The organism is Vibrio tapetis subsp. tapetis, assembly GCF_900233005.1.
Lineage (GTDB): Bacteria > Pseudomonadota > Gammaproteobacteria > Enterobacterales > Vibrionaceae > Vibrio > Vibrio tapetis.
Map to the genome: position 1 here is coordinate 296,901 of NZ_LT960611.1, position 22,469 is coordinate 319,369.

At 43.8% G+C, this 22,469-nt stretch carries 18 protein-coding genes and 1 pseudogene; 10 read left to right on the plus strand and 9 right to left on the minus strand.

Features of this window, described 5'->3' with window-relative positions:
- Window positions 1-354 precede the first annotated feature (354 nt).
- Window positions 355-2,952, plus strand: coding sequence for a bifunctional aconitate hydratase 2/2-methylisocitrate dehydratase (gene acnB, locus VTAP4600_RS01390; RefSeq protein ID WP_102521162.1), 2,598 nt, complete (start codon window positions 355-357; stop codon window positions 2,950-2,952).
- A gap of 73 nt (window positions 2,953-3,025) precedes the next feature.
- On the opposite strand, the gene VTAP4600_RS01395 is transcribed toward acnB, so the two are convergent.
- The 3 genes from VTAP4600_RS01395 to VTAP4600_RS01405 all read right to left on the minus strand — a co-directional run bounded on the left by VTAP4600_RS01395 (window position 3,026) and on the right by VTAP4600_RS01405 (window position 6,715).
- Window positions 3,026-4,162 carry a glycerate kinase gene (locus tag VTAP4600_RS01395; protein WP_102521163.1) on the minus strand — a complete coding sequence of 379 codons (1,137 nt, stop codon included), beginning with the start codon at window positions 4,160-4,162 and terminating at the stop codon, window positions 3,026-3,028.
- Window positions 4,163-4,171: 9 nt separating this feature from the next.
- Entirely contained in the window at window positions 4,172-5,437 is a 1,266-nt protein-coding gene (locus VTAP4600_RS01400) for a GntP family permease (protein ID WP_102521164.1), read from the minus strand.
- A 129-nt stretch (window positions 5,438-5,566) separates the two neighbouring features.
- Window positions 5,567-6,715: a sugar diacid recognition domain-containing protein gene (locus VTAP4600_RS01405; RefSeq protein WP_102521165.1), complete on the minus strand. Its 1,149-nt coding sequence runs from the start codon at window positions 6,713-6,715 to the stop codon at window positions 5,567-5,569.
- A 71-nt stretch (window positions 6,716-6,786) separates the two neighbouring features.
- Between VTAP4600_RS01405 and VTAP4600_RS01410 the strand changes: the two genes are divergently transcribed.
- The 5 genes and pseudogenes from VTAP4600_RS01410 to VTAP4600_RS01435 all read left to right on the plus strand — a co-directional run bounded on the left by VTAP4600_RS01410 (window position 6,787) and on the right by VTAP4600_RS01435 (window position 12,200).
- Complete coding sequence (locus VTAP4600_RS01410) at window positions 6,787-7,155, plus strand: YacL family protein (RefSeq protein ID WP_102521166.1); 369 nt, start codon at window positions 6,787-6,789, stop codon at window positions 7,153-7,155.
- A gap of 178 nt (window positions 7,156-7,333) precedes the next feature.
- Window positions 7,334-7,672: a P-II family nitrogen regulator gene (locus VTAP4600_RS01415; protein WP_102521167.1), complete on the plus strand. Its 339-nt coding sequence runs from the start codon at window positions 7,334-7,336 to the stop codon at window positions 7,670-7,672.
- Between the two features lie 18 nt (window positions 7,673-7,690).
- Window positions 7,691-8,920, plus strand: coding sequence for an ammonium transporter (locus VTAP4600_RS01420; RefSeq protein WP_102521168.1), 1,230 nt, complete (start codon window positions 7,691-7,693; stop codon window positions 8,918-8,920).
- A gap of 1,902 nt (window positions 8,921-10,822) precedes the next feature.
- Window positions 10,823-11,488: pseudogene (locus VTAP4600_RS01430) on the plus strand (group II intron maturase-specific domain-containing protein); the annotation flags it as partial.
- A 232-nt stretch (window positions 11,489-11,720) separates the two neighbouring features.
- On the plus strand, window positions 11,721-12,200 hold the full coding sequence (locus VTAP4600_RS01435; protein WP_102521171.1) for an outer membrane beta-barrel protein: 480 nt from the start codon (window positions 11,721-11,723) through the stop codon (window positions 12,198-12,200).
- 68 nt (window positions 12,201-12,268) lie between these two features.
- On the opposite strand, the gene VTAP4600_RS01440 is transcribed toward VTAP4600_RS01435, so the two are convergent.
- The 5 genes from VTAP4600_RS01440 to VTAP4600_RS01460 form a co-directional block, all read right to left on the minus strand.
- Entirely contained in the window at window positions 12,269-13,138 is an 870-nt protein-coding gene (locus VTAP4600_RS01440; protein WP_102523851.1) for a mechanosensitive ion channel family protein, read from the minus strand.
- A 145-nt stretch (window positions 13,139-13,283) separates the two neighbouring features.
- Window positions 13,284-14,579 carry a serine hydrolase domain-containing protein gene (locus VTAP4600_RS01445; protein WP_231897843.1) on the minus strand — a complete coding sequence of 432 codons (1,296 nt, stop codon included), beginning with the start codon at window positions 14,577-14,579 and terminating at the stop codon, window positions 13,284-13,286.
- A 135-nt stretch (window positions 14,580-14,714) separates the two neighbouring features.
- On the minus strand, window positions 14,715-15,350 hold the full coding sequence (locus VTAP4600_RS01450; RefSeq protein WP_102521173.1) for a YdcF family protein: 636 nt from the start codon (window positions 15,348-15,350) through the stop codon (window positions 14,715-14,717).
- Between the two features lie 67 nt (window positions 15,351-15,417).
- On the minus strand, window positions 15,418-16,269 hold the full coding sequence (locus VTAP4600_RS01455) for an NAD-dependent epimerase/dehydratase family protein (protein ID WP_102521174.1): 852 nt from the start codon (window positions 16,267-16,269) through the stop codon (window positions 15,418-15,420).
- Between the two features lie 92 nt (window positions 16,270-16,361).
- Window positions 16,362-16,595 carry a TIGR02647 family protein gene (locus tag VTAP4600_RS01460; protein WP_102521175.1) on the minus strand — a complete coding sequence of 78 codons (234 nt, stop codon included), beginning with the start codon at window positions 16,593-16,595 and terminating at the stop codon, window positions 16,362-16,364.
- Window positions 16,596-16,896: 301 nt separating this feature from the next.
- Here VTAP4600_RS01460 and VTAP4600_RS01465 point away from each other — a divergent pair, with 301 nt between their 5' ends.
- Together VTAP4600_RS01465 and focA are read left to right on the plus strand one after the other, a co-directional pair.
- Window positions 16,897-18,240 (plus strand): DNA repair protein, encoded by a 1,344-nt coding sequence (locus tag VTAP4600_RS01465; RefSeq protein ID WP_145958545.1) that lies wholly within the window; start codon window positions 16,897-16,899, stop codon window positions 18,238-18,240.
- Between the two features lie 201 nt (window positions 18,241-18,441).
- Window positions 18,442-19,284 carry a formate transporter FocA gene (focA, locus tag VTAP4600_RS01470; protein WP_172443046.1) on the plus strand — a complete coding sequence of 281 codons (843 nt, stop codon included), beginning with the start codon at window positions 18,442-18,444 and terminating at the stop codon, window positions 19,282-19,284.
- 515 nt (window positions 19,285-19,799) lie between these two features.
- Here the strand turns inward: focA and VTAP4600_RS01475 are convergent.
- Window positions 19,800-20,591 carry an ABC transporter permease gene (locus tag VTAP4600_RS01475; RefSeq protein ID WP_102521177.1) on the minus strand — a complete coding sequence of 264 codons (792 nt, stop codon included), beginning with the start codon at window positions 20,589-20,591 and terminating at the stop codon, window positions 19,800-19,802.
- A 464-nt stretch (window positions 20,592-21,055) separates the two neighbouring features.
- Here VTAP4600_RS01475 and torE point away from each other — a divergent pair, with 464 nt between their 5' ends.
- On the plus strand, window positions 21,056-21,232 hold the full coding sequence (torE, locus tag VTAP4600_RS01480) for a trimethylamine N-oxide reductase system protein TorE (protein WP_102521178.1): 177 nt from the start codon (window positions 21,056-21,058) through the stop codon (window positions 21,230-21,232).
- Window positions 21,233-21,269: 37 nt separating this feature from the next.
- Complete coding sequence (gene torC, locus VTAP4600_RS01485; RefSeq protein WP_102521179.1) at window positions 21,270-22,454, plus strand: pentaheme c-type cytochrome TorC; 1,185 nt, start codon at window positions 21,270-21,272, stop codon at window positions 22,452-22,454.
- Window positions 22,455-22,469 lie beyond the last annotated feature (15 nt).

Here is a 22,469-nt window from a genome sequence, read left to right on the forward strand (position 1 = left end):
CGTAATGTTTGCCAAAGCGGTTGTTCGTAACGATAAGTTTATAAATTAACAAAGAATAATGACCGGAAAATTGAATTTCGATTGCTGCTATCTTGCTGATTCATTAGGTAAGAGTTGCAGCAATTATGAAATTTCATTCAACTTTAGTCGTAAATTGCTATGTTGGTCAAAATGGAGAGATTTTAATTTTAAGTTAAATTTGCTATCCTCCACCCCACAGTTTGGCCCTCTGCCGCTGTCGATGATTTTGATTTAAAGAAACTCAAATCATCTTTAGACCGGCAAGGTAGCCAAGTTTTCCAAGGATGTTTATGCCCATTACACTGGGGTAAACCGCAATGAGAGGAATGAGTTGTGCTTGAAGCCTACCGTAAACACGTCGCAGAGCGTGCCGCAGAAGGAGTTGTCCCTAAACCCCTAGATGCAGAACAAGTCGCAGGACTTGTTGAATTACTGAAAAATCCACCTCAAGGCGAGGACGAAGTATTACTCGACCTACTTGAGAATCGCATTCCCCCTGGTGTTGATGAAGCTGCTTATGTAAAAGCGGGTTTCCTTACGGCCATTACCACTGGTGAAGTAACCTCGTCATTGGTTAGCCGTGAAAAAGCAGCTCAGCTGCTTGGTACGATGCAAGGTGGCTACAACATTGAGTCTTTAATTAGCTTACTTGATGATGCTCAGCTTGCTCCGATCGCTGTTAAAGCCCTTTCTCATACTTTGCTGATGTTTGACTCTTTCTACGATGTAGAAGAAAAAGCGAAAGCAGGTAATGACTCAGCTAAACAAGTACTTCAATCTTGGGCTGACGCCGAATGGTTCCTTTCCAAGCCTGAGCTACAAGAAAAGATCACTCTTACTGTCTTTAAAGTGACAGGCGAAACAAACACTGATGATTTGTCACCAGCACCTGATGCATGGTCTCGTCCAGATATCCCTGTTCATGCACTCGCGATGCTTAAAAATGAGCGTGAAGGTATCGAACCTGAGCAAGCGGGTTCAATTGGTCCACTTAAGCAAATTGATAGCCTGAAAGAAAAAGGTCATCAATTAGTCTATGTTGGTGATGTTGTTGGTACTGGCTCATCTCGTAAATCGGCAACTAACTCAGTGTTGTGGTTCATGGGTGATGATATTCCATTCGTACCAAACAAACGTGCTGGTGGTTATGTCCTTGGTGGTAAAATTGCACCAATCTTCTTCAACACAATGGAAGATGCTGGCGCATTGCCAATTGAAGTAGATGTGACGAAACTGAACATGGGCGACGTGATTGACGTTTATCCATTTGAAGGCAAAGTGTGTGACCACGAAACGGGCGCAACCTTAGCTGAGTTTGGTTTGAAAACCGACGTATTAATCGATGAAGTTCGTGCTGGTGGTCGTATTCCACTGATCATTGGTCGTGGTCTCACTGACCGCGCTCGTCAGTCTCTAAACCTAGAGCCATCTGAAATCTTCCGTCGTCCTGTTGAAGTTGCGGATACTGGCAAAGGTTACACGCTGGCTCAGAAGATGGTCGGTAAAGCATGTGGTGTTGAAGGCATTCGCCCTGGCACTTACTGTGAACCAAAAATGACGACAGTTGGCTCTCAAGATACGACTGGGCCAATGACGCGTGATGAACTTAAAGATCTTGCGTGTTTAGGTTTCTCTGCTGATTTAGTCATGCAGTCTTTCTGTCATACCTCGGCATACCCTAAACCTGTCGATGTAAACACGCACCATACATTACCTGATTTCATCATGAATCGTGCTGGTGTTTCACTTCGCCCTGGTGATGGTGTTATCCACTCATGGCTAAACCGTATGTTGCTTCCTGATACCGTGGGTACAGGTGGTGATTCGCACACTCGTTTCCCTCTGGGTATTTCTTTCCCTGCGGGTTCTGGTCTAGTTGCGTTTGCCGCGGCAACAGGGGTTATGCCTCTGGATATGCCTGAGTCTATTCTTGTTCGCTTTAAAGGCGAAATGAAAGAAGGCATTACATTGCGTGATTTGGTTCATGCGATTCCATATTACGGCATTAAGCAAGGCTTACTGACGGTAGAGAAAGCGGGTAAAATCAACGAATTCTCTGGCCGAGTACTAGAAATTGAAGGCGTTGAGCACTTAAGTGTTGAGCAAGCTTTTGAGCTGTCTGATGCTTCAGCAGAGCGTAGTGCGGCGGGTTGTACCGTTAAACTGTCTCAAGAGTCCATTGAAGAGTACCTAAATTCTAATATCACCATGTTGAAGTGGATGATTTCAGAAGGTTATGGTGATCGTCGTACTCTAGAGCGTCGTGTCACTGGTATGGAAGAGTGGTTAGCGAAGCCTGATCTAATGCAAGCTGATGGTGATGCAGAATACGCGCACGTTATTGAAATCGATTTGGCTGACATTGACCAACCAATTCTTTGTGCACCAAATGATCCAGACGATGCTCGTTTGCTTTCTGATGTTCAAGGCACAGAAATTAACGAAGTATTCATCGGTTCTTGTATGACCAACATTGGCCACTTCCGTGCTGCAGGTAAACTGCTTGAGAAGTTTAATGGTCAGTTGAATACACGTTTGTGGATCGCTCCACCAACTAAGATGGATAAAGATCAACTGACGGAAGAAGGCTACTACGGTATCTTCGGCCGTGCTGGTGTTCGTATTGAAACTCCTGGCTGTTCATTATGTATGGGTAACCAAGCTCGTGTAGCTGACGCGGCGACAGTGATGTCAACGTCGACTCGTAACTTCCCGAACCGTTTAGGTACAGGGGCGAATGTTTACTTGTCTTCTGCTGAATTAGCTGCCGTTGGTGCGATTCTAGGTCGAATTCCGACAAAAGAAGAGTACCTTGAGTACGCAAGGCAGATTGATGCAACCGCTGCGGATACGTATCGCTACCTAAATTTCCATCAAATGGGCGAATACACAGAAAAAGCCGACACGGTGATTTTCCAAGAGCCAGCTTAAACGTTAAGTGTGGTCACTAAAGGCAAAAAGCGCTTCATTATTGAAGCGCTTTTTTTATGGCTGGAATGTTGTATTACTTCAAGCTCATAGCCACCAGTGCGGCGACATTACGAGATGTCATTTCAACATTGAATGCAGCGTCACGCAGAGCTTCTTCTAGGCTAACCGATCGTGGTACAACACTGAAAACCGCATCAATGCCATGGGCATGAACAACATGAGAGTCGTTTGATTGGCAGCCAGCAATTCCAATAACTGGGAGTTGGTATTTTTTCGCTGTACGTGCAACACCAATCGGCGTTTTACCGTGAATGGTTTGACTGTCGATTCGACCCTCCCCGGTGATAACGAGATCAGCATCAGCGACGACTTTACTTAAATTAACGGCATCCATTACGATCTCAATACCAGGGCGAAGCTGCGCATTAAATATGCCAAGTAGAGCCGCGCCTAGGCCACCAGCGGCGCCAGCTCCTGCCATTTCTTTTACGTCGCGTCCGAGTTGAGTCTTAATCACGTCAGCATAATGGGAAAGGTTAGCGTCTAACTGAACGATCATTTCAGTGGTTGCGCCTTTTTGTGGGCCAAATATGTAAGAAGCTCCCTTAGGACCGCATAACGGGTTATCCACATCACAAGCGACTTCTAACTTTATGTTCGCAAGGCGAGGGTCGACCTCTGAAATATCGATAGTGGCTAATCGAGCTAAGGCTCCGCCTCCATAGCCTATTTCTTTGTTTTCAGCATCGAGCATTCGGACGCCGAGAGCTTGAGCCATGCCAATTCCGCCATCATTGGTTGCGCTGCCACCGATACCAACAATAATGTGTTCTACGCCTTTGTTCAGTGCTGCTTTAATTAACTCACCAGTTCCAAATGTTGTCGTTTGCAACGGGTTTCGTTGTGAGGCAGGCACTAAATGCAAGCCTGATGCCGCGGCCATTTCAATGATAGCGGTTTTGCCTTCACCCATCAGTCCGTAAAACCCAGAGACTTGTTCGCCTAATGGCCCTGTCACCCTATGTTCAATGATTTCCCCTCCCGTTGCATCAACCAAAGATTGAACGGTGCCTTCGCCGCCATCAGCCATCGGCAGTTTTATGTAGTCGGCATGGGGTAATACTTGCTTAAAGCCAGCTTCAATCGCATTTGCGACTTCCATCGCTGTTAAACTCTCTTTATATGAATCAGGAGCAATAATAATTTTCATAGAAACCTCTTAAACGAACAGGCCGAATACACCGAAGATGAGAGTCGAAACAACGGCGATCATCAGACCAACCGCTGATTCGTAAGGAACAAGCTTGAGACGCTCACGAATATCCATGTGAACTGCGCCACCAGTGGCATGGAAAAAACTGCCGTGTGGCATGTGATCAAGTACTGTTGCACCAGCGTGAATCATGGCCGCACCGGCCAATGCAGGAACACCAAGTTCTAAAATAGTGTGACTAAATACGCTTGCTGCAACGGCGGTACCCGCTGTCGTGGAAGCCGTAGCTAGAGACATCATGGCACCAGAAATCGGAGCCAGTAGGTAAGATGGTAACCCTGAGGCGGTTAACACTTCAATTAGGCCTGACTTTAATCCTGAGTTGGCGATGATGCCTGCAAGCGTACCTGTACCAAGTAACATTACAGCGACCGGAGCCATACGCGATAAGCCAGAAACAGCAAAGTGATTACTATCTTTGAAGCGACCCATTGCAAGTGCTCCCATTAAACCACCTAAAGGTAGTGCGATAAGCGGATCGACATTAATGCCAGCAATGGGGCGAAGTGCGAGTAAAGCGATGGCGACCAGTGGTGCGACGATAGCGGCTCCAAATTTAGGTAGGCGACTATTGTTGACACTGATTACTTCATTTTCTTTTACTTTAGTGCCTTTGTTGACCAATTTCTTTGCAATGAAATAAGCGAAAATGAGTCCGCAGAGACCGGGGATGATACCGGCAGCCATGACTGACGTGAGCGGAACGTTAAATGCATCTGCAGCAGCAATCGCATTTGGGTTTGGTGACATGACGTTGCCAGCTTTACCGCCACCAACCATAGCAAGTAAGATGGCCATTTTTGACAGATCGGCACGATGAGCAATCGCCAATGCAATCGGCGCAACGGTGATGACGGCAACATCGACAAATACGCCAACAGCCGTCAAAATCATGGTGGCGAGAGCCAATGCAAGTAGCGCTCGAGTTTCGCCAACTTTTTTAACGATGGTTTCGGCGATGGATGTGGCCGCTCCAGATTCAATTAATACACCCGCTAATACACCTGCTGCTAGAATTCGTAAAACTGCAGTCACAATACCTTGAGCGCCACCAATCATTAATCCTACGGTATCGGTCAGTGAAACGCCTCCCACGATCCCGCCAATTAAGGCACCGATGATCATGCCATAAGCGGGTGGTACTTTTTTGAGGATAAGACTTATAGCAACAACAAGTGCTGCTAAGGCGCCAAGAGTCGATACTTCTATCATGCTTTTATTCCCTGAAGATGAGTGATTTGTCTGCACTGTACTGAGTTAATCGGTAGGAATCTTTAGGCAGAATGACAAATGTATCAGTAGTAAAAGTGTGCTTTTTTGTGCATTTGCATAATTGTAACTTTATTTGTCAAAGCAACAGAATGATAAATAAAGACGAGTTTTGTCATTTAAGTTACTGAATGATAAGGAGGTTATTTTCTCTATCTTTTCTATTCTGTAGCGTAGAGTATTTCTATGGATGTGGAGAGCTTGGCAGGTTTGAGCTAAATCACAATTTTGAGCAAAAAACACTCGTAAGGTTTTCAAAAGTACGCCTTTATTATCGGCATCGAGTAATGGTTGGATGGGTTGTTGGAGTTGTTGATAACGCCAAGGGTCAGATTTTAAGCCATCGAGCAATACTGGCAGAACATAATCTTGGTAGTGTAAAACATCATTTTTTGTTTGTGGTGCAGCTTCTAACGTTGCTTTCGCGCTCAGATAGGAATGGCGTATACCCTGTATCGTTGGAAAGTAGTCACCAAGTGCAATGCGTATGCGAAACGCTTCTTCTTTTGCTACCCTGCGGATTAATTGATTGGTGCGAGTTTGCTCTTTACTCCGAGACCAACCGTCATCAGTCAAGGTGATAGGCTTAAGCACGACAACTTCATTGTTGGAAACCGAAACAATACCAACCAAATTATCTCGCTCGGGGTGCTCAAGTAAGTGCACCAACTGTTGTAAATGTTCTAGCGATAGCGTTTCACCATGTTTAGGAACCACTTTAACGATAGCGGCAACGCGTGGCTGATCGAGGTTTAGTTCGAGTTTTTGGGCGATGGCGTTTAATTGAGTTTCGTTTAAATGCGTGCTTTGAATCAACTGTAGAACTAATTCTTCTCGATGCCGCTTATTCCATTGTACTTGTGCCATTAGGTCGGCTTGCTCGACAATGAGTTCAGCGGTCATCTTAACTAACTCAGCATAGTTTCGGATAGATTCCGGTGCGCCAGAGATCCCGACCACTCCAATAGCGTGCTGTTGAAACATAATCGGTAGGTTAATGCCTGGCTTTACTCCTTGAAGTTTGTCAGCCATCGCATCGTCAATTTCAACAGTGCGATGATTATTCAGCGCCAAGATTGCCCCTTCGTGTCTTTGTTGCAGGCGAGTAGGATCTCCAGAACCAATAATGCGACCATGTTCGTCCATTACATTGATGGAATGTGAGATTATTTTCATGGCTCTTTCGACGATTCGACGTGCGATGGTGGCATTCAGTTGCATTTTTCCTAAAGATCCTGACAATGACGAGTAAATTAGCCTGAGTGTAGCAAAGTTAAAAAAAGAGAATAGCGATGGATTACGATTTTAAAAAAAACACATTAGATGGTAGCTATCATGTCCGATTCTCTATGGGACACGAAGTTTTAGGCCGTTGGTTTATTGAAGAGTTGGGTAAAGATACATCTAAGATGGAACTGATTTTGGCTAAACTAATCAGTCACAAAGACAACGCGCAAGAGTGGCGTTTAGTTGGCGAAGAGCTCACCTTGGTATTACAAGAGAACGAAGCGTTAGTACAAGCGAACTTTTTATTTGCGACAGATGACAGCGAACTTGAAGATGCCATGAGCTTTTACGATGAAGAAAGCATCTCTGTTTGTGGGTTTGAGGATCTGATTCAGGCTATTACTGCTTGGCGCACCTTTGTAGAGCGCTACTAACTGCATTAACATTATTGCTACATTTTCGTGAAAAGGCTGCACCTTATTGGTGCGGCCTTTTTTTGTTTTTACCTTTGTATTAATTGTAAATCAATACAAAACAATGAGTTAAATAGTTGGCATGTAACTTGGATTACCTAATTAAAGGAAAAGGAAATTCAAATTAAGTGAGGAAGCTATGAAACTAATAAACGCAATTATAAAGCCTTTCAGATTGGACGACGTGAGAGAAGCGCTTGCAGATGTTGGTATTGAAGGTATGACGGTAAGCGAAGTAAAAGGCTTTGGTCGTCAAAAAGGGCACACAGAATTATACCGTGGTGCGGAATACCAAGTGGATTTTCTACCAAAAGTTAAACTAGAAATTGCAACACAAGCCGACAACGTGGATCGAATTGTAGAGGCCATTTCCAAAGCTGCACATACTGGAAAAATTGGTGACGGAAAGATTTTCGTTTATGACCTAAGCCAAGCCATCCGTATCCGTACGGGTGAAATGGACTGTGAAGCATTATAAGGATAAGAGGATAAGACTATGGAACTTTCACTAACGGTTACTGAACTTCGTTACGCACTAGACACTTTTTTCTTTCTCATTTCCGGTGCGTTGGTTATGTGGATGGCTGCGGGCTTTGCCATGCTAGAAGCTGGCTTGGTTCGTTCAAAAAACACCACTGAAATATTAACGAAAAACCTTTGTTTATACGCCATTGCCTGTACTACTTATTTAATTGTCGGTTATAACATTATGTATGTCGATAACGGTGAAGGTGGTTGGCTACCCTCGATTGGCGCATTGATTGGCACACAAGCTGAAGGTGCTGATCATTCATTAGAGTCAGATTTCTTTTTCCAAGTCGTCTTTGTTGCAACCGCAATGTCTGTGGTATCTGGTGCCGTTGCTGAGCGTATGAAGCTTTGGTCATTCCTTATTTTCTCTGCGATTCTAACGGCGTTTATCTATCCAATGGAAGGTTACTGGACTTGGGGCGGTGGTTTCTTATCTAAAGCCGGATTCAGTGATTTTGCAGGCTCTGGTATTGTGCATATGGCCGGCGCTTCAGCAGCATTAGCAGGTGTCCTATTGTTGGGTGCTCGTAAAGGAAAATACGGAAAAAATGGTGAAATTTACCCGATTCAGGGTTCAAACATGCCACTTGCTACGCTTGGTACGTTCATCCTTTGGTTTGGTTGGTTTGGCTTCAACGGTGGCTCGCAATTGATGTTATCGGACTTTGAAAACGCAACAGCTGTCGGTCAAATCTTCCTTAATACGAACGCAGCAGCAGCAGCAGGTGCAATTGCAGCGCTACTCGTGTGTAAAACAACTTGGGGTAAAGCTGACCTAACCATGGTATTGAACGGTGCTTTGGCTGGCCTTGTTGCGATTACCGCTGACCCGCTCTCTCCAACCCCACTGGTTGCGGTTAGTATTGGAGTCGCTGCTGGTGCCTTGGTTGTCTTCTCTATTGTTGCTCTGGACAAAATTAAAATTGATGATCCAGTTGGCGCTATCTCGGTACACGGTGTGTGTGGTTTGTTTGGCCTGATGGTGGTGCCATTCAGCAATGCAGATGCGACATTTGGTGCTCAACTACTTGGCGCGGCAGTAATCTTTGCTTGGGTGTTTGGTGCAAGTTTAGCAGTATGGGCTGTTTTGAAAGCGACAATGGGCATTCGAGTAACAGAAGAAGAAGAGCTAGAAGGTATGGATATGCACGATTGTGGTGTTGGTGCTTACCCAGAGTTCGTCAGTGTTAAGTAATATTTAGTTACGTTTAAATGGTATAAACCTGCTCAATAGAGCAGGTTTTTTTGTTTGCCCAGCGAAGCTGGCAAACCCATTAGGCTGAAAGAAGCCTAAATCACCCTGATTGAGGGGAAGATAATCCGAATCGCAAGGGCGTTGCTGGCCAACGGCAGGGTTTGAAGGAAGCGATAGGAAGTTAACAGTACACAACGAAAGTGAACCTGATTCGGCAATTTAGGTGGGTAAGCGTGCAAAATAGCGTGAAGCCCGATACTCAATCAGACCTAGATTGTGCTTGAGGGTGGCATTGTTAACAGGGAGCCAGTGCAGTAACTGGGGAAGCCTGACACCACATCCGAGCAAACGTCGGAAGCATAAACTCAAGGCGAGAGCCAAGATCTATGTTGGTGCGAGGTGGCAGATGAATCCGTAGTAGTGAGTAAAGCTCGGCCGGTGAAGCCCAGTAATGGTGTGGAGGATAAAACTGAGCTGACCATCAGTAACACGTCTGATGGGACAACATTTTGCCAAAAGCAATCTGGTGTTGCGAAGGGATGAAGTACATTTTAAGTCTGTGATGAGCAGATGTTTTTTTTTCAGTGGTATACAAGTTGATTAGCTATCGAGGTATTCCGTCTCGGTCTTTGTGAAAGCAAAGCACTGAAGCGAGAAACCGTACAAGGGAGTAACTCTGACTCACTCTAGTAAATTGCCATTGAGCTAGAAGGCTAGAGAGTGGAGTGAAATACACCAACACTGTGAGAGAGCATTTGTCCCCCCACGGCACACAATCTAAAGGAAAAAGTTGAGAGTTTACTACAGTTTATTTGGTCACTTGCTCCAAAAAGAGCGACTCTTTAAAGGATTAAAAAAAGTGTGGAAAGGGAAAGGGCGCGCCCGGAAAAAAAGGGAAAACCCAAACCAACCTCCCCCAAAAATTTGAGGGGAAAACCTAAATCAATTTTTTTCGGAAACTCAAAACAAACCAAAAACCCCCCCCCCCCCTGAATAGTGGAACGGGGGTGGGAAAAAATGTGGGTGGGGGGGTTGGGTTTTTTCTTGGGTTCTCCGAATAGGAAGGGAAAATAGGTTTCTACCAAAGAGTTTTAAAAAAGAATTATTAAAACCCCCACTCCTAAGAAGAAAGAGGTTTTTCCCCCCCCCCCTCCTTGGTGGTGACTATTGCCGGCCCGGGTGGTACAAGAAGTTTTTTAGTTCAATTTACTACTCTATATGATGCTTGTTGCTCTTTTTTTCTGATTTGGCTACTTCATGCTATTCGGTATTGACCTCAATCGAACGCCATTCTCCAGTATATAGTTACTAACTTAGTAGAACACATGCATGTTGCATACATCATGAGAGGAGGTATATCACCCCGCCCCCCCCCCACCACCTCAATCTCCTTTTTTTTGGTGGCCCCGGCCGCGCGCGTTGGAGGCAGGCTGATACCCCAAGGTGGGGGGGGGGGGGGGGGGGAGATTAATCCTTGGGGGGTTCCCCCACCACCCTTTTGGGGGAAAGGAAGTGTTTTTCACACCAAACCTTTATAATAGTATTTTTTTAAACCCCCAATTTTTTGAAAGAGGCCAGTTTCTTCCCCTTCCCGTTTTTGGGTTTAAGACCCGATTTGAAAGTGTGGCCCGGAGGCCAAAAAACAAAAAGGAAGGAGGGTCCATCCGTCGATAACGGAATCAAACACGTTTGGAGATAAAGAATTTATCGAAAGGGTTTCTGTTAAGTTTCGCCCCCGGAGCTTATTTTTAAAAACCAATAAGGAAACCAGGCCCCAGACAGTAGGGTACGGGAGCTCATCCAAACAGTCCTGAAAAAGTGGCGTAATGGTTGATGAGGAGTGCCAGCATCCCGAAATAGTTATTCGCAAGGTGGAAGTAATAAGCCTTGTCCAAGGCGTAGATTAATCAGGATGCGTTTGATCAAGAGATGCGAAAGCGAGGACATCGAATAGTCCGTTATGCCGACGACATACTGATCTTCTGTCGCAGCCGTAAAGGTGCAGAAAATGCGCAAGTACAGGCAACGAAGGTCCTGGAAAAACAGCTCAAGTTAACGGTGAACGAAACCAAATCACACATAGCGCACAGCGGCGAAGGTGTGAAATTCCTTGGAATAGAAATCGGTAGCCATTATAGCCGTATTCAGCCAAAGAAAATGTCGACGTTCAAAGGAAAGTTGAAGCGAGTGACAAGACGCAATGGCGGTAAGCCATTGTTAGAAGTCATTAAACAACTGAATCCACTTCTGAGAGGGTTCAGCCAGTACTTTCGAATAGCGAATGCCAACAGGGAGTTTAAGAAACTGGCCGCGTGGTTAAGGCGAAGACTTCGCAGCGTCCAATTACGATTATGGAAAAAACCGACCCGACTCCACCGCAGGCTAAGACAGCTAGGTTACGAAGGGTCATTCAGGTATATCTGTATGGATAGTTGGAGAAATGCTGCGAGTCCATTAGCCAGTTACTCGATGCCAAATCAATGGTTTAACGACCTTTGATTAGTGAATCTTGAACACGTTAGGACAGGATATGTGTTCAGCCATTATGCTGAATGGAAATGTGCATGAGCCGTATACGAGGTCCGTACGTACGGTTCTGTGAGAGGGATGAGGCGGAGACGCCTCACCCTACTCGATGTTTTTGGTTCATCAATTCTAGGTCTTAACTTTCAGAGATTATCTTTACCATCCGTCGTTCTAAATAAAGTTGTAATTTCTAATTGTACACTGTTTTATTGTCGTGTATCGTATTTCAAAATCAAATGGTTTGATGAACTAAAATATTAAAAAGGTATGTGGTATGCGTTTTAAATCAGTGCTGTCAGCTCTACTTCTAACACTTGTTGCTGTTCTTCCTTCAATAGCGAAAGCCGATTATTCAGTCGGTTATGCGACACTTTCAGACAAGTCGGGAAAGAGCTGGAATGGTATTTCTTTGACAGGGCAGCAAGGGGGCTTTGGGTCTACCGACTTTATAATGACTACCTCTTTATTATTCGGCGGGGAAAAAAATGACTCGATGCTATGGACATTAAATAGCGGGCCAAGCTTTAGAATTACTGAATCGTTTGCACTGTATGGCCTTGGCGGAATTAGTTATTTAGATACAGACTCGACATCAGGAAGTAGCAGCAAATTAGGGTTTAACATAGGTGGCGGCGCGAGGTTTTATTTAAACCCGAGATTGGTGATTAATGCAGGTTTAGAGAAAAGCTTAGTGTCAAATGACGTTGTTTCTAATCCAACGTCGTTCAACTTGGGTGTCGGTTGGATGTTTTAGCGGGTTGGTGAATATTGTGCCATTCGATGAGCGATGAATCATCTCATCGAATGGCAGGATGCGACAAGTTAAACGACAGGTGCAGTTTGTATTGGAGTACTGCTTACTGTAAAGCGAGCATGATACAAGCTCATAAAGTCTTCTCGAATTAGCTGCTCTAATTCGCTAGCACGTTCTGTGGGGCAGAACAGCATAAAATGCACAACTTGTTCACCCATAGAGGTAGTGGTTATTTCAATATGGGGTTCGGCACCAGGTAAATCGAGACCGGCATGACGCTCGATAACCATATTATATCGCTTCGCAATATCAATGAAGTCTTCACAGTGATCATCAATTTTGGCCAACATCGCAGGAATCATTGGATAAAGATTATGAAATTCAGCAACCGTGATGGCGAAGTTATGATAAACATAACGCTTCATGAAGTTTAAGTTTTTTACCGGAACACTGAAGAAGATACTATTAGGCAAGGTGGCTGTTTTACCTGTGTAGTGATAATGCCCATGATGAAGGTCGATTTCCTGCACAACCGTCGCCATTAAGTTATGTTCAATTACTTCGCCACAGGTAGGGCCGACTTCAATCCAATCTCCAATACTAAATGATCGCGAACTTGCCCGTTGAATAGAGCCAGTAAAGCAAAGGATTATCTCTTTAGAGGCAACAACAACAGCAACGGCAATAGCAGTCAAAGAGAGCGCGAATTCACTGATTTCATCTTGCCAAACGACAAATAACATAATAATGACAAAGAAAAACGTGCCATTTTTGGTGCGTGAAATCCATTTTCTTTGTTCAAGGGATAAAAAGTTAACGTCCCCCCGAATCAAGATGATAATCACCTGACGGGTCAGAATCATCGCAACCAACAACAGCCCGGTGAGTAGCAATTGGTTAGACAGTAGATAGTCTATAACTTGTTGAACTTGCTCCACTGTATACTCCATAATTTATTCATTTGAACTCACTATACAATAACTTATACAAGATGGGGAGGGGCATAAACGAAGCGCTGGTATGGGATGCGTTAGAATGCAAAAAACCTCCCGAAGGAGGTTTCAAATAGAGCTGATTGCTGAATTATGCTTTATTTACAGCATCAAAAATAGCAGGCAACGCTTTGTAGAAAATCATGATAGCCATGCGTGGCGTTTCTGTCTGTGGGTAACCGCCATTCATAGCGACAACCGTGCCAGTTTCCTTATCCATAGCGACCACTTGTCCGTGAATACCAACCATTGCGATGATTTTACGACCAGGGATTTGTAGAACGCGGAATTGGTCTTTATACCAACCATCCGCTAGTGCTGCTTCTTTACTTTTCTTCCAAGCAGAACGTACTTCATCATTACCTTCGAGTAAACCATCGATGAATTTCTCAGGGATCACTTCTTCGCCGACGTAGTTCTTACCATTATTGAGCAGTACTTTACCCATGCGAGCTAGGTCTTTGGTTGTCGCGTTTAGGCCACCTGAGGCAACTGGAAAGCCCGTAGCATCGGACATGAAATAAGCATCATTCTCCATGCCTACTTTTTTCCAAATGCGGCTTTCTAAGTAATCCGCTAGGTTTTCGCCCGTTGCTTTTTCTACAACTTTACCTAGTACTTCAGTGTTGATGCATTGGTAGCTGTATTTGCTGCCCATTGGTGCAGAAACTTCTTTCACAAGTTGCATGTAGTCTGCAACGCCGTTCGGGAATGCTTTTGACTCGTCACCGTTCCAACTTTGAGAACGAGTCATGCGGTCATCCCAAGATTTATGAGGCGTCGCTACGATGGTTAAAGAGGTACGCATGTCCGCAACTTCTTGAACCGTTGCGCTTTCCCATGCGGTATTTTTAAGCTCAGGCAAATAGTCGATAACCTTTTTGCTCATATCTAGCTTACCTTCAGCGACGGCAATAGCAGCCAACATTGATGTAAACGATTTAGTTACAGACATATCAAGATGAGTCGAATGCTCATCCATATTGTTCCAGTAATGTTCGTGCATGATTTTGTTATCTTTTAGTACAACCATTGAGTGGTTTTTAAGACGATCACGCAAAAAAGTATTCAATGACATAGAGTCGTTGACGTCCGTAACTTGGATAGCATCAAAGTCTAACTGCGAACCTTGCTCTAAAACTTCTGGAGACAATGTCGGTTCTTCACTTCCTAGTAGGCCGCGAGAAATGTGGTAATGATTGGTGTATTTATAGGCATTAGGAAAGCTGGTTGCAGCGTATTCGGCTGAATCCCAGTTTTCTGGAGTGATGGTCATTTGTGCAGAATGCCCCAAAAACTCTTGGTCGGCAGGGGCAAATTCAGCGGCAGTTGTGCCAAATGACAGGCCAATACCTACGAGTACAGCTAACAAATTTTTGTTCATCATATTACCTTATCTTCAGAATACGTTATCTGAAAACCACTATAATGATACGATGTAGAACTTTCAACTTATTTTGTATTTTTTTGGGCGTTGCATCACTAAATGCGAATACGATTTTAGTCAGTACGGCTGTCTATATTACTGTCCGTTTAAGAGCGCCTTAGAAATTACGGCATAAGATTCAGTGACTTCACGCGGAATTTCTTGTCGGATTTGAAATCCTTTTTCTGGGTAATCGCGAATACGCTCGAAATCTTGCAATAATGCCGAGATCACTAAATCACTGGGCAGAGATTCATTAAAATAGTTACTAAAAGACAAATTGGGTGAGCAAGAGACGACGTTGCTAAAGGTGTTTGGCCACTGCTTTGCAAAAGTAGCGAAAGCTCGGCGTGCCATATAGGGTTTTTGTACCAAAATAAAGTGCTTTGGTTGGTAAGCTAACTGCTCGAACAACGCAGCCGTATACAGGATATTTTCCCCAGAATTAGTCGACTCAGTTTCAAGAATCATGTCTTCGGATGGAACGCCAATATCACTCGCGACTTGAGCGAAAGCTTCCGCTTCAGAGCTATTAAATAACCCTTCAGTAAACCGACCAATGCCACCAGAAAAAACCAATTTAGGCGCATAGCCTTCAAGGTAGAGTTTCGCTGCATATTCCGCTACCCGAATGTCGTTACTGCACATGCAGAAAATACAATCTGACTTCTCGGGTTGATGGTCTAGCCGCATGTATTGCCAAAGCGTGTTGATATTTTGGTATAAAGACATAAGTAGCCCTAGTGTGGGAAATGAATGTGAACAGTGATAATCCTAAAGAGCAAAAGAACACTTATTATTACGAATTAAAGGCATCAAGAACGGATGGGTAATTGAATTGATAACCCAAGCCAAGAAGTTTATCTGCGCTGATGGTTTTGTTTGCTTCATCTACAATGAGAGGCATGGCTAGATCAAGATCAGTGTCATTGATTGCGGCTTGATAAAATTGAGCTTTATCAACCGAGTGGGGAGTCGTCGCATTAACAACTTCTCGGTTTACATGCTCTAAGGCGAATTGAGTCGCGCCAATGGCATCGTACAAATGAAGCATGTTTGCTGGTGCAGAACGGCTAACGGCTTTTAGTTTGCTGACAAATCGAGCGGGGTGACGATTTGGACCAAAAAGCCCCGAACAACGTACTACGCAATAGTCTAGATCACTGTCTATAACGTGTTGTTCAGCTTTTAGCATTATTCTGGCTTTATCTGAAAAGTGAGCGTTGTTTGATGCAAGTGCTAACGTAGCCCTGTCCTCTGTCATGATATCTGGCAGTGACGGATATACCGTACTAGAACTGATCATGATGAGTTTTGAAGGTTTCGCGCGTTTTACGGACTGGGCTAGAGTTTTCCATTGTTGCTCATAAGCGCCGCCGTTTCCTGAGCGAAAGCCAGGCGGAAAGCTGCCAATGACGATGTCTGGGCTGAAATCGAGAAGAATACGATCCAGTGCTGAAGGTGTTGTGCTTTGTGTGGGAGCATCATTGGTGAGCTTACAAACATAGCCGATTAGTGAACTGGCAAGAAGAGGTTCTAGGCTTTCCTGAGATGTTTTAGTGACCGCTACGAGGTAGCCTGATTTTTGTAATTGCAGTGCAAGTGGTAATCCTAACCAGCCAGCTCCAACGATGAGTACTTTTTTGTTCATGAAGTGAGTCTCAATTCTTAGGTACTTAATGCTTAAGTACCTAATTCTTAATCATTCAATTCCTAAGCACTTAGTTTTGAAAAAGATAACGTTTAAGCTGATAGTACTCGTAGTACTTTTTCTGCGTGTTCCGCTACTTCAATGCCTTCGTCGGTGAGGTAACCACCATCTGTTTTTGTGCACAGCCCTTTCGCAAAGAGTCTGGCGACGGCGTTACGAACGTCTTCAGCTGCTTCATTATGTACTTTAATGCCAGTAGCAGCGCTGCTTAGGTCGAACTGAAGCAACAGGTTTAGTTCAGCGATGTGTTCTTGATTAAATTTCATCTTTGTTTTCCTTAAATCAAACAAATGAGTTTTGAACACCATAAAACGCAAAACCGCTCGGAACAACAATAAGTGTCAAGAAGTGTTACATCGGGTCAAATTGACGCTTTTTAGTACACTTGAGCAAGATCAATAGATTAGCTAGGAATGCTTGGCGTTGTTCAATCTTCTGTATTTTTGAGCTAATAAAACAAGTGATTATCATTAAAGTTATTTATAGTTAATAGTAGTGTCATGGGTTAAGTAAATGCTTTGAGGCTTATCCATGAATGGAGATAAATACAATAATGATGGAACGGATATGAAATTAGCACGCACAACGTTGGTGATGACGGCTTTACTTGGCTTGGCTGGCTGTCAGAGTACATCAGATAAACCTAAAGAGGTTGGCGTTACAAATCAAGAGTCTAAAGCAGACTCCTATGCCATTTATGAGCAGGCTAAATCCAATTATGAAACATGGTTAGCGACCTTGAAAGGCTCTGAGTCCTTAAAGCTCTATTCACCCGATTTGTATAGTGAACTTCTTGAATCGTGGGAAGAAGCGGTGGAAATCTATGAAGACGTAGCGGTTGACCCTGCGAAAGCGACCGAGAGCTACTCTGTTTTTTCTTCAGGAACCTATGCAGAGAACTTTACTGAGCGTCTTGGCGTCGTCGAAAAAAATCATAAAGTACTATTGGCATTAAAAGAAACGGCAGATGTACTTTTAGCGGACTCGATCGCTCAGATGGCCTACTTAGATAAGATCGACGCTAAAAAAGCGTACAGCAGTGAATATGCTTCAGTAACACGTTCGTATCAGGGGCTATATGAAGAAGTTGAAGATGGAGACTTGGATGATGCGCAAACTAGCCAAGTTAAGTTCTTAACTAAAGCAAAAGGATTGGAGCAAAAAGTTGTTCTCAAAGAGTTTGTTACTCCGCTAAGTAAGCAGCTCAGTAAGCTACGTAGCGAAGGGTTTAACCGAGTGGCTGCCATTAGTTATGCAAAAGCGAAAGCGGAAGTCAGTGTGGCTGAAAATACGGTTAAGGCAAATACTCGCGATCTGAAAATTATCTCTGAAGCGGTTGCGAGTGCTCAGTTTGAAATCGATCATGTCAAAAATACCGCCGCTGAGGTGAAGCTATTGGCCAACGTGGATGACGAAAAATTTGAGCCGATTATTTTGGAGTTTGAAGGGAAGTTACTGACCATATCTAAATCGATTGATGGTTCTGACTTTCGAGATCAACCATTACGAGTTCAAACCGAGTTAATTGTTGATGCGATTAAGCAACTGCATAGTGAAAATAGCACGGCTGAACTAGAAGGCAAGATTGCAACTTTGAATGAGCAACACGAGACAATGAAAGAGCAGGTGGCGAAACATAACGAGGTGCTCGCCCAAGAAAAAGAGCAGCAAGCTTCGCTCAACAAACAATTGGCTCGTACTGAATCACACATAGCGAGCTTGGAAGAATTGATAGTAAATTACAAACAACAACTCCAAGCGCCTAAAGATGCGGATGAATCGTCTGTCATGCCTGAAGCTAAATCGGTGGAAAGCAGTGAAAGTGCAACGAAAACGGTTAATGAACCTCTCAATGAAATTAGCGACCAATCGGAAAAAACGAAACTTGAAATCACTAATCCCGAAAGCTAGGTAGATTAAATTGAGGTTAAGTTAAGGAAAGCACTCGAAATGGGTGCTTTTTTTATCATTACGTTAAGGGTTATGTGGGATCTCGTTTCGCTTTATGTCTCATTTAAAACATTTTCAGTAAACACTAAAAAACCACTTGAATAAAAGGGGGAACGGAGCGAATATCCTGCGAATTACTCAATGCACCTACAACGTTACCCCATGAACATGAACCAATTTGACTCACTCTTACCTCCTCAAATGGCCGAACGCGCCGCTGAAATTGGCGTTGGCAAAGCGACCAAAGATCCGATGAAAGCCTTTTTGCTTGCCATTACTGCAGGCCTGCATATTGGCATTGCCTTTCTCTTTTATACGACGATCACCACGGGTGCTGAAGATTTACCTTGGGGCTTTACCCGGTTCATTGGTGGTATCGCGTTTAGCTTAGGTTTAGTGTTAGTTATTATTACTGGCGGAGAGCTTTTCACAAGCTCAGTTCTTACGTTGGTCGCCCGAGCAAGTGGCAAGATCAGTTGGAAAAACTTAGTTAAGCACTGGGCGATTGTCTATTTCGGTAATATGGTTGGCGCGATTTTGCTAGTAGGTTTGATGCTTACAGCGAAACAGTACATGTTTGATAGTGGTCAAGTCGGTATTAATACTATGCATATCGCTCAGCACAAATTACACCACGGGTTTTGGCAGGCAGTAGCGTTAGGCATTATGTGCAACGTTCTCGTGTGTATTGGTGTTTGGATGACGTTCAGCGGCAGAACGTTGACCGATAAAATTGTGGTGTTGGTTTTGCCAGTCGCTATGTTTGTCTCTGCTGGATTTGAGCACTGCATTGCGAACATGTTCCAAGTACCAATGGCCATCGGAATAAAGAATTTTGCCTCACCTGAGTTTTGGCAAATGACAGGGGCGAATGCCGCCGATTTTACTGACTTGAATATGATGGGGTTTGTTCTCAATAATCTGATCCCAGTGACGCTTGGTAATATCATTGGCGGTGGCGTCTTTGTCGGCATGGCTTATTGGCTCATCTACTTGCGAGATTAATCGAATGAGTCGTTGAACTCGTGATTAGCGCTTCTCTTTAGAACGTGCAATCTATTCGATTAACTGAAAGCCCCGCCGATGTGGGGCTTTTTCATAATTAGTTTTCGCTAACATATTGTATCTGCATAAGGTTATCCACAATTTCTGTGGATAACCTAGTTAACAGTCGATTGGATATGAGCGATGGGCGAGCAAAAGCGATGTTAACTGAGCAAATAACTAAGATAAGGTATGAGGTCATTCTAGTAAATCAAATGCAACCAGTTGATTATTTGGTTTTGGTTTGACAATTTAGTTAATCTTTTAACTGGTTATTTCCCCCTTAACTTATTGAATAGTATTGTATTTAATCAATAGACTGAAGAGGGGGGTGATGTTGGTTTCGAGTTTCTATATCAAATGATTGGAAGTTAAATGTTACTAAGCGATGTTGCGCTCGATGGCCGTCGTCCCAATCTATTGTCGATTAAAAAACAATCAAACTGATTTTATTGCAAGACTTTGCTTGATGATGGTTAGTCATTGTAAGGCAGAATCCGAACTCTTCCTTCTTTAGTTATGCTCCGTCTCAGGCACAGCTGCAGTGAAATAGTAACGGACACAGTTAGCATTACGAAAATGGCAATAAGGATGAGCAGTTGATACTTGATAGCAATGATCGGACTTGCCCCTCCTAAGATTTGCCCTGTCATCATACCTGGCAAAGTGACAAGGCCTGTCGTACTCATAGAAGCTAAAATCGGCGCGAGTGCTTTCTGCATTGCGGCTTTTACAAATGGCGCACTGGCGTAGGTTGAAGAAGCGCCGAGTGACAGAGCGCCTTCGTATTCAGCTTTACGTTCATGGAAGGCTGTATAAAGGTTTTGTAGTGCCACGATATTGCCCGCAAGACTGTTACCAAGCAACATGCCACAGAGAGGAATAACGTATTGGGCGCTGTAATACGGAGTCGGGCGTACGATAGCAACACACAGTATTAATATAAGAGGGAATAGCCCAGAAATTAAGCCCAATGTGACAGGCCATAGTAGTTCTGCTTTTGGCAGTTTTGATTTGCCTAGAATAGCACTGGCACCAATGAGAACCATCACGGATACCCAAAGCAGATTAAGTAATAAGCTATTAAGGGTAAAAACGAACTCAAGATATAACCCGACCAACAGTAACTGCGACACCATGCGAATTACGCTGATCGAGATTTCCTTTCCCAACTCTAACTGGTAGAACCGATTGAGTGCGTAAGGTACGAGTAAGGTCGTACTAAATAGTAGCATTTGCCACCACGCAATATCGAGCGCTTCTTGCATATCTAACTCTTTGAATTTGTTTTTTTCAGTATATCGATAAACAGCCAAATATATGAGAAATTTCGTACAAATTTGGACACCTGCTCTTTAGATTTTTTGTTAGCAATTTTGTAACAAATAGCGGAATTATCCGAAACGCAGGCTCGATCTGCCGCCGTATTTTTCTACTCATAAAGTGTTATCTTGGTGCAAACTACGTGCTTCATGTTAACAACTTTGCTGCTATATTAACAGATGCATAACGATAACAATTCTTCACATCTATTCACATGTTTACACATGAAATGGTAATTAAATACAACTCTGTGTCAGCTCAAAAAAGTGTTGTGCAGCAAGAGTTAAAGCTGACTAATTCATTGATGAATGCAATTGTCATGTTCTAAAATTTACCAATACAAGATGTGAGTGTATCTGGTCCTTGGACGGGATATGAAAAATTAATCACTTCAATAGCAGGCAAATGTATGAGTAATGTTAACAACGTAGCGGAGAAAGACAGTCGCTCTCTAGAGTGGAAGTCATTCTTACTGATAACAGTAGTTCTCTTTCCAGTTTTAAGTGTCGCCTTTGTGGGTGGGTACGGATTCATCGTTTGGGCGATGCAAGTATTCTTCCTCGGTCCTCCAGGTGTGCACGGTTAATACCCATTTTATACGAATAATATAAAGAGAACGAATTATGAAAGCGTTTATTGTAAAACTTTGGCGAACGTTAACTCGCCCTGCGGTTCACATCAGTTTAGGTGTGTTAACCATGGGTGGGTTCATCGCAGGTGTTATCTTCTGGGGTGGTTTTAATACCGCATTAGAAGCGACAAATACCGAAGAGTTCTGTGTGAGCTGTCATACCATGCGCGACAACGTGTATGTAGAGCTGCAAGAAACCGTGCACTGGAAGAATACTTCTGGCGTACGAGCCACGTGTCCGGATTGTCACGTACCACACGAGTGGACAGCGAAAATCGCACGTAAGATGCAAGCTTCTAAAGAAGTATTCGCACAAGTATTTGGCGACTTAGGCACACCAGAGAAATTTGAAGAACGTCGTATCGAGCTTGCCAAGCACGAATGGGACCGTTTTTCTGCCAACAAATCTCTAGAGTGTAAAAACTGTCACAACTACGATTCAATGGACTTTGACAACATGCGACCAACAGCGCGTATTCAAATGAAGAATGCAGCTGAGCGTGATCAAAGTTGTGTTGATTGTCATAAAGGCATTGCGCATAACTTACCGAAAAACATGGACAGCTCTGGCGGCATGATTGGTGAGCTTGAGCAACTTGCTTCAAATACCGATTATTCTGCAGGCAACAGCCTAACGAGTGTACGTCACCTTCCTATGTATGAAGATGCGGGCATGACAGTAGAAGCGGGTTTTCTGAACCCTGCATCAACCGTTAAAATTGTGGATGAAAAAGGCGACGCAGTACAAATTGAGATTGCTGGTTGGCGTAAAGCGAAAGGTTTTGGTCGTGTAATCCAAGAAGACTTTGGGTTGAATATCCCAGTTGGTTCACTACTCAAAGACACCGCAATCAACGAAGAAATGGTGCAAACATTTGAAACCAAAGAAGACGACCTAACGGGTCTACCTTGGCAGCGTGTTTCGACCAAGCTTTGGATGAAGAAAGAAGCGATGTTAGCTGACGTAACGCCAATCTGGGAAAAAGCAGGTCAAGCGTACCAAACAAACTGTTCTGTTTGTCACACACAACCTGCTGAAGCTCACTTCACCGCAAATGGTTGGCCGGGCATGTTTAACGGTATGTTGGCATTCGTAAACTTTGACAGGGATAGTGAAGCGCTTGTGCTTAAGTATCTACAAAAACACTCTTCAGATTTTGCTGAAGGCGATCACTAAACGTCACACGGAGTA

Excerpts from the sequence above, each read along its gene's own strand:
- VTAP4600_RS01395 (WP_102521163.1), bottom strand. The coding sequence starts at position 4,162 with ATGAAAATTATTATTGCTCCTGATTCATATAAAGAGAGTTTAACAGCG.
- VTAP4600_RS01400 (WP_102521164.1), bottom strand. The coding sequence starts at position 5,437 with ATGATAGAAGTATCGACTCTTGGCGCCTTAGCAGCACTTGTTGTTGCT.
- VTAP4600_RS01405 (WP_102521165.1), bottom strand. The coding sequence starts at position 6,715 with ATGCAACTGAATGCCACCATCGCACGTCGAATCGTCGAAAGAGCCATG.
- VTAP4600_RS01410 (WP_102521166.1), top strand. The coding sequence starts at position 6,787 with ATGGATTACGATTTTAAAAAAAACACATTAGATGGTAGCTATCATGTC.
- VTAP4600_RS01415 (WP_102521167.1), top strand. The coding sequence starts at position 7,334 with ATGAAACTAATAAACGCAATTATAAAGCCTTTCAGATTGGACGACGTG.
- VTAP4600_RS01420 (WP_102521168.1), top strand. The coding sequence starts at position 7,691 with ATGGAACTTTCACTAACGGTTACTGAACTTCGTTACGCACTAGACACT.
- VTAP4600_RS01435 (WP_102521171.1), top strand. The coding sequence starts at position 11,721 with ATGCGTTTTAAATCAGTGCTGTCAGCTCTACTTCTAACACTTGTTGCT.
- VTAP4600_RS01445 (WP_231897843.1), bottom strand. The coding sequence starts at position 14,579 with ATGATGAACAAAAATTTGTTAGCTGTACTCGTAGGTATTGGCCTGTCA.
- VTAP4600_RS01450 (WP_102521173.1), bottom strand. The coding sequence starts at position 15,350 with ATGTCTTTATACCAAAATATCAACACGCTTTGGCAATACATGCGGCTA.
- VTAP4600_RS01455 (WP_102521174.1), bottom strand. The coding sequence starts at position 16,269 with ATGAACAAAAAAGTACTCATCGTTGGAGCTGGCTGGTTAGGATTACCA.
- VTAP4600_RS01460 (WP_102521175.1), bottom strand. The coding sequence starts at position 16,595 with ATGAAATTTAATCAAGAACACATCGCTGAACTAAACCTGTTGCTTCAG.
- VTAP4600_RS01465 (WP_145958545.1), top strand. The coding sequence starts at position 16,897 with ATGAAATTAGCACGCACAACGTTGGTGATGACGGCTTTACTTGGCTTG.
- focA (WP_172443046.1), top strand. The coding sequence starts at position 18,442 with ATGAACATGAACCAATTTGACTCACTCTTACCTCCTCAAATGGCCGAA.
- VTAP4600_RS01475 (WP_102521177.1), bottom strand. The coding sequence starts at position 20,591 with ATGCAAGAAGCGCTCGATATTGCGTGGTGGCAAATGCTACTATTTAGT.
- torE (WP_102521178.1), top strand. The coding sequence starts at position 21,056 with ATGAGTAATGTTAACAACGTAGCGGAGAAAGACAGTCGCTCTCTAGAG.
- torC (WP_102521179.1), top strand. The coding sequence starts at position 21,270 with ATGAAAGCGTTTATTGTAAAACTTTGGCGAACGTTAACTCGCCCTGCG.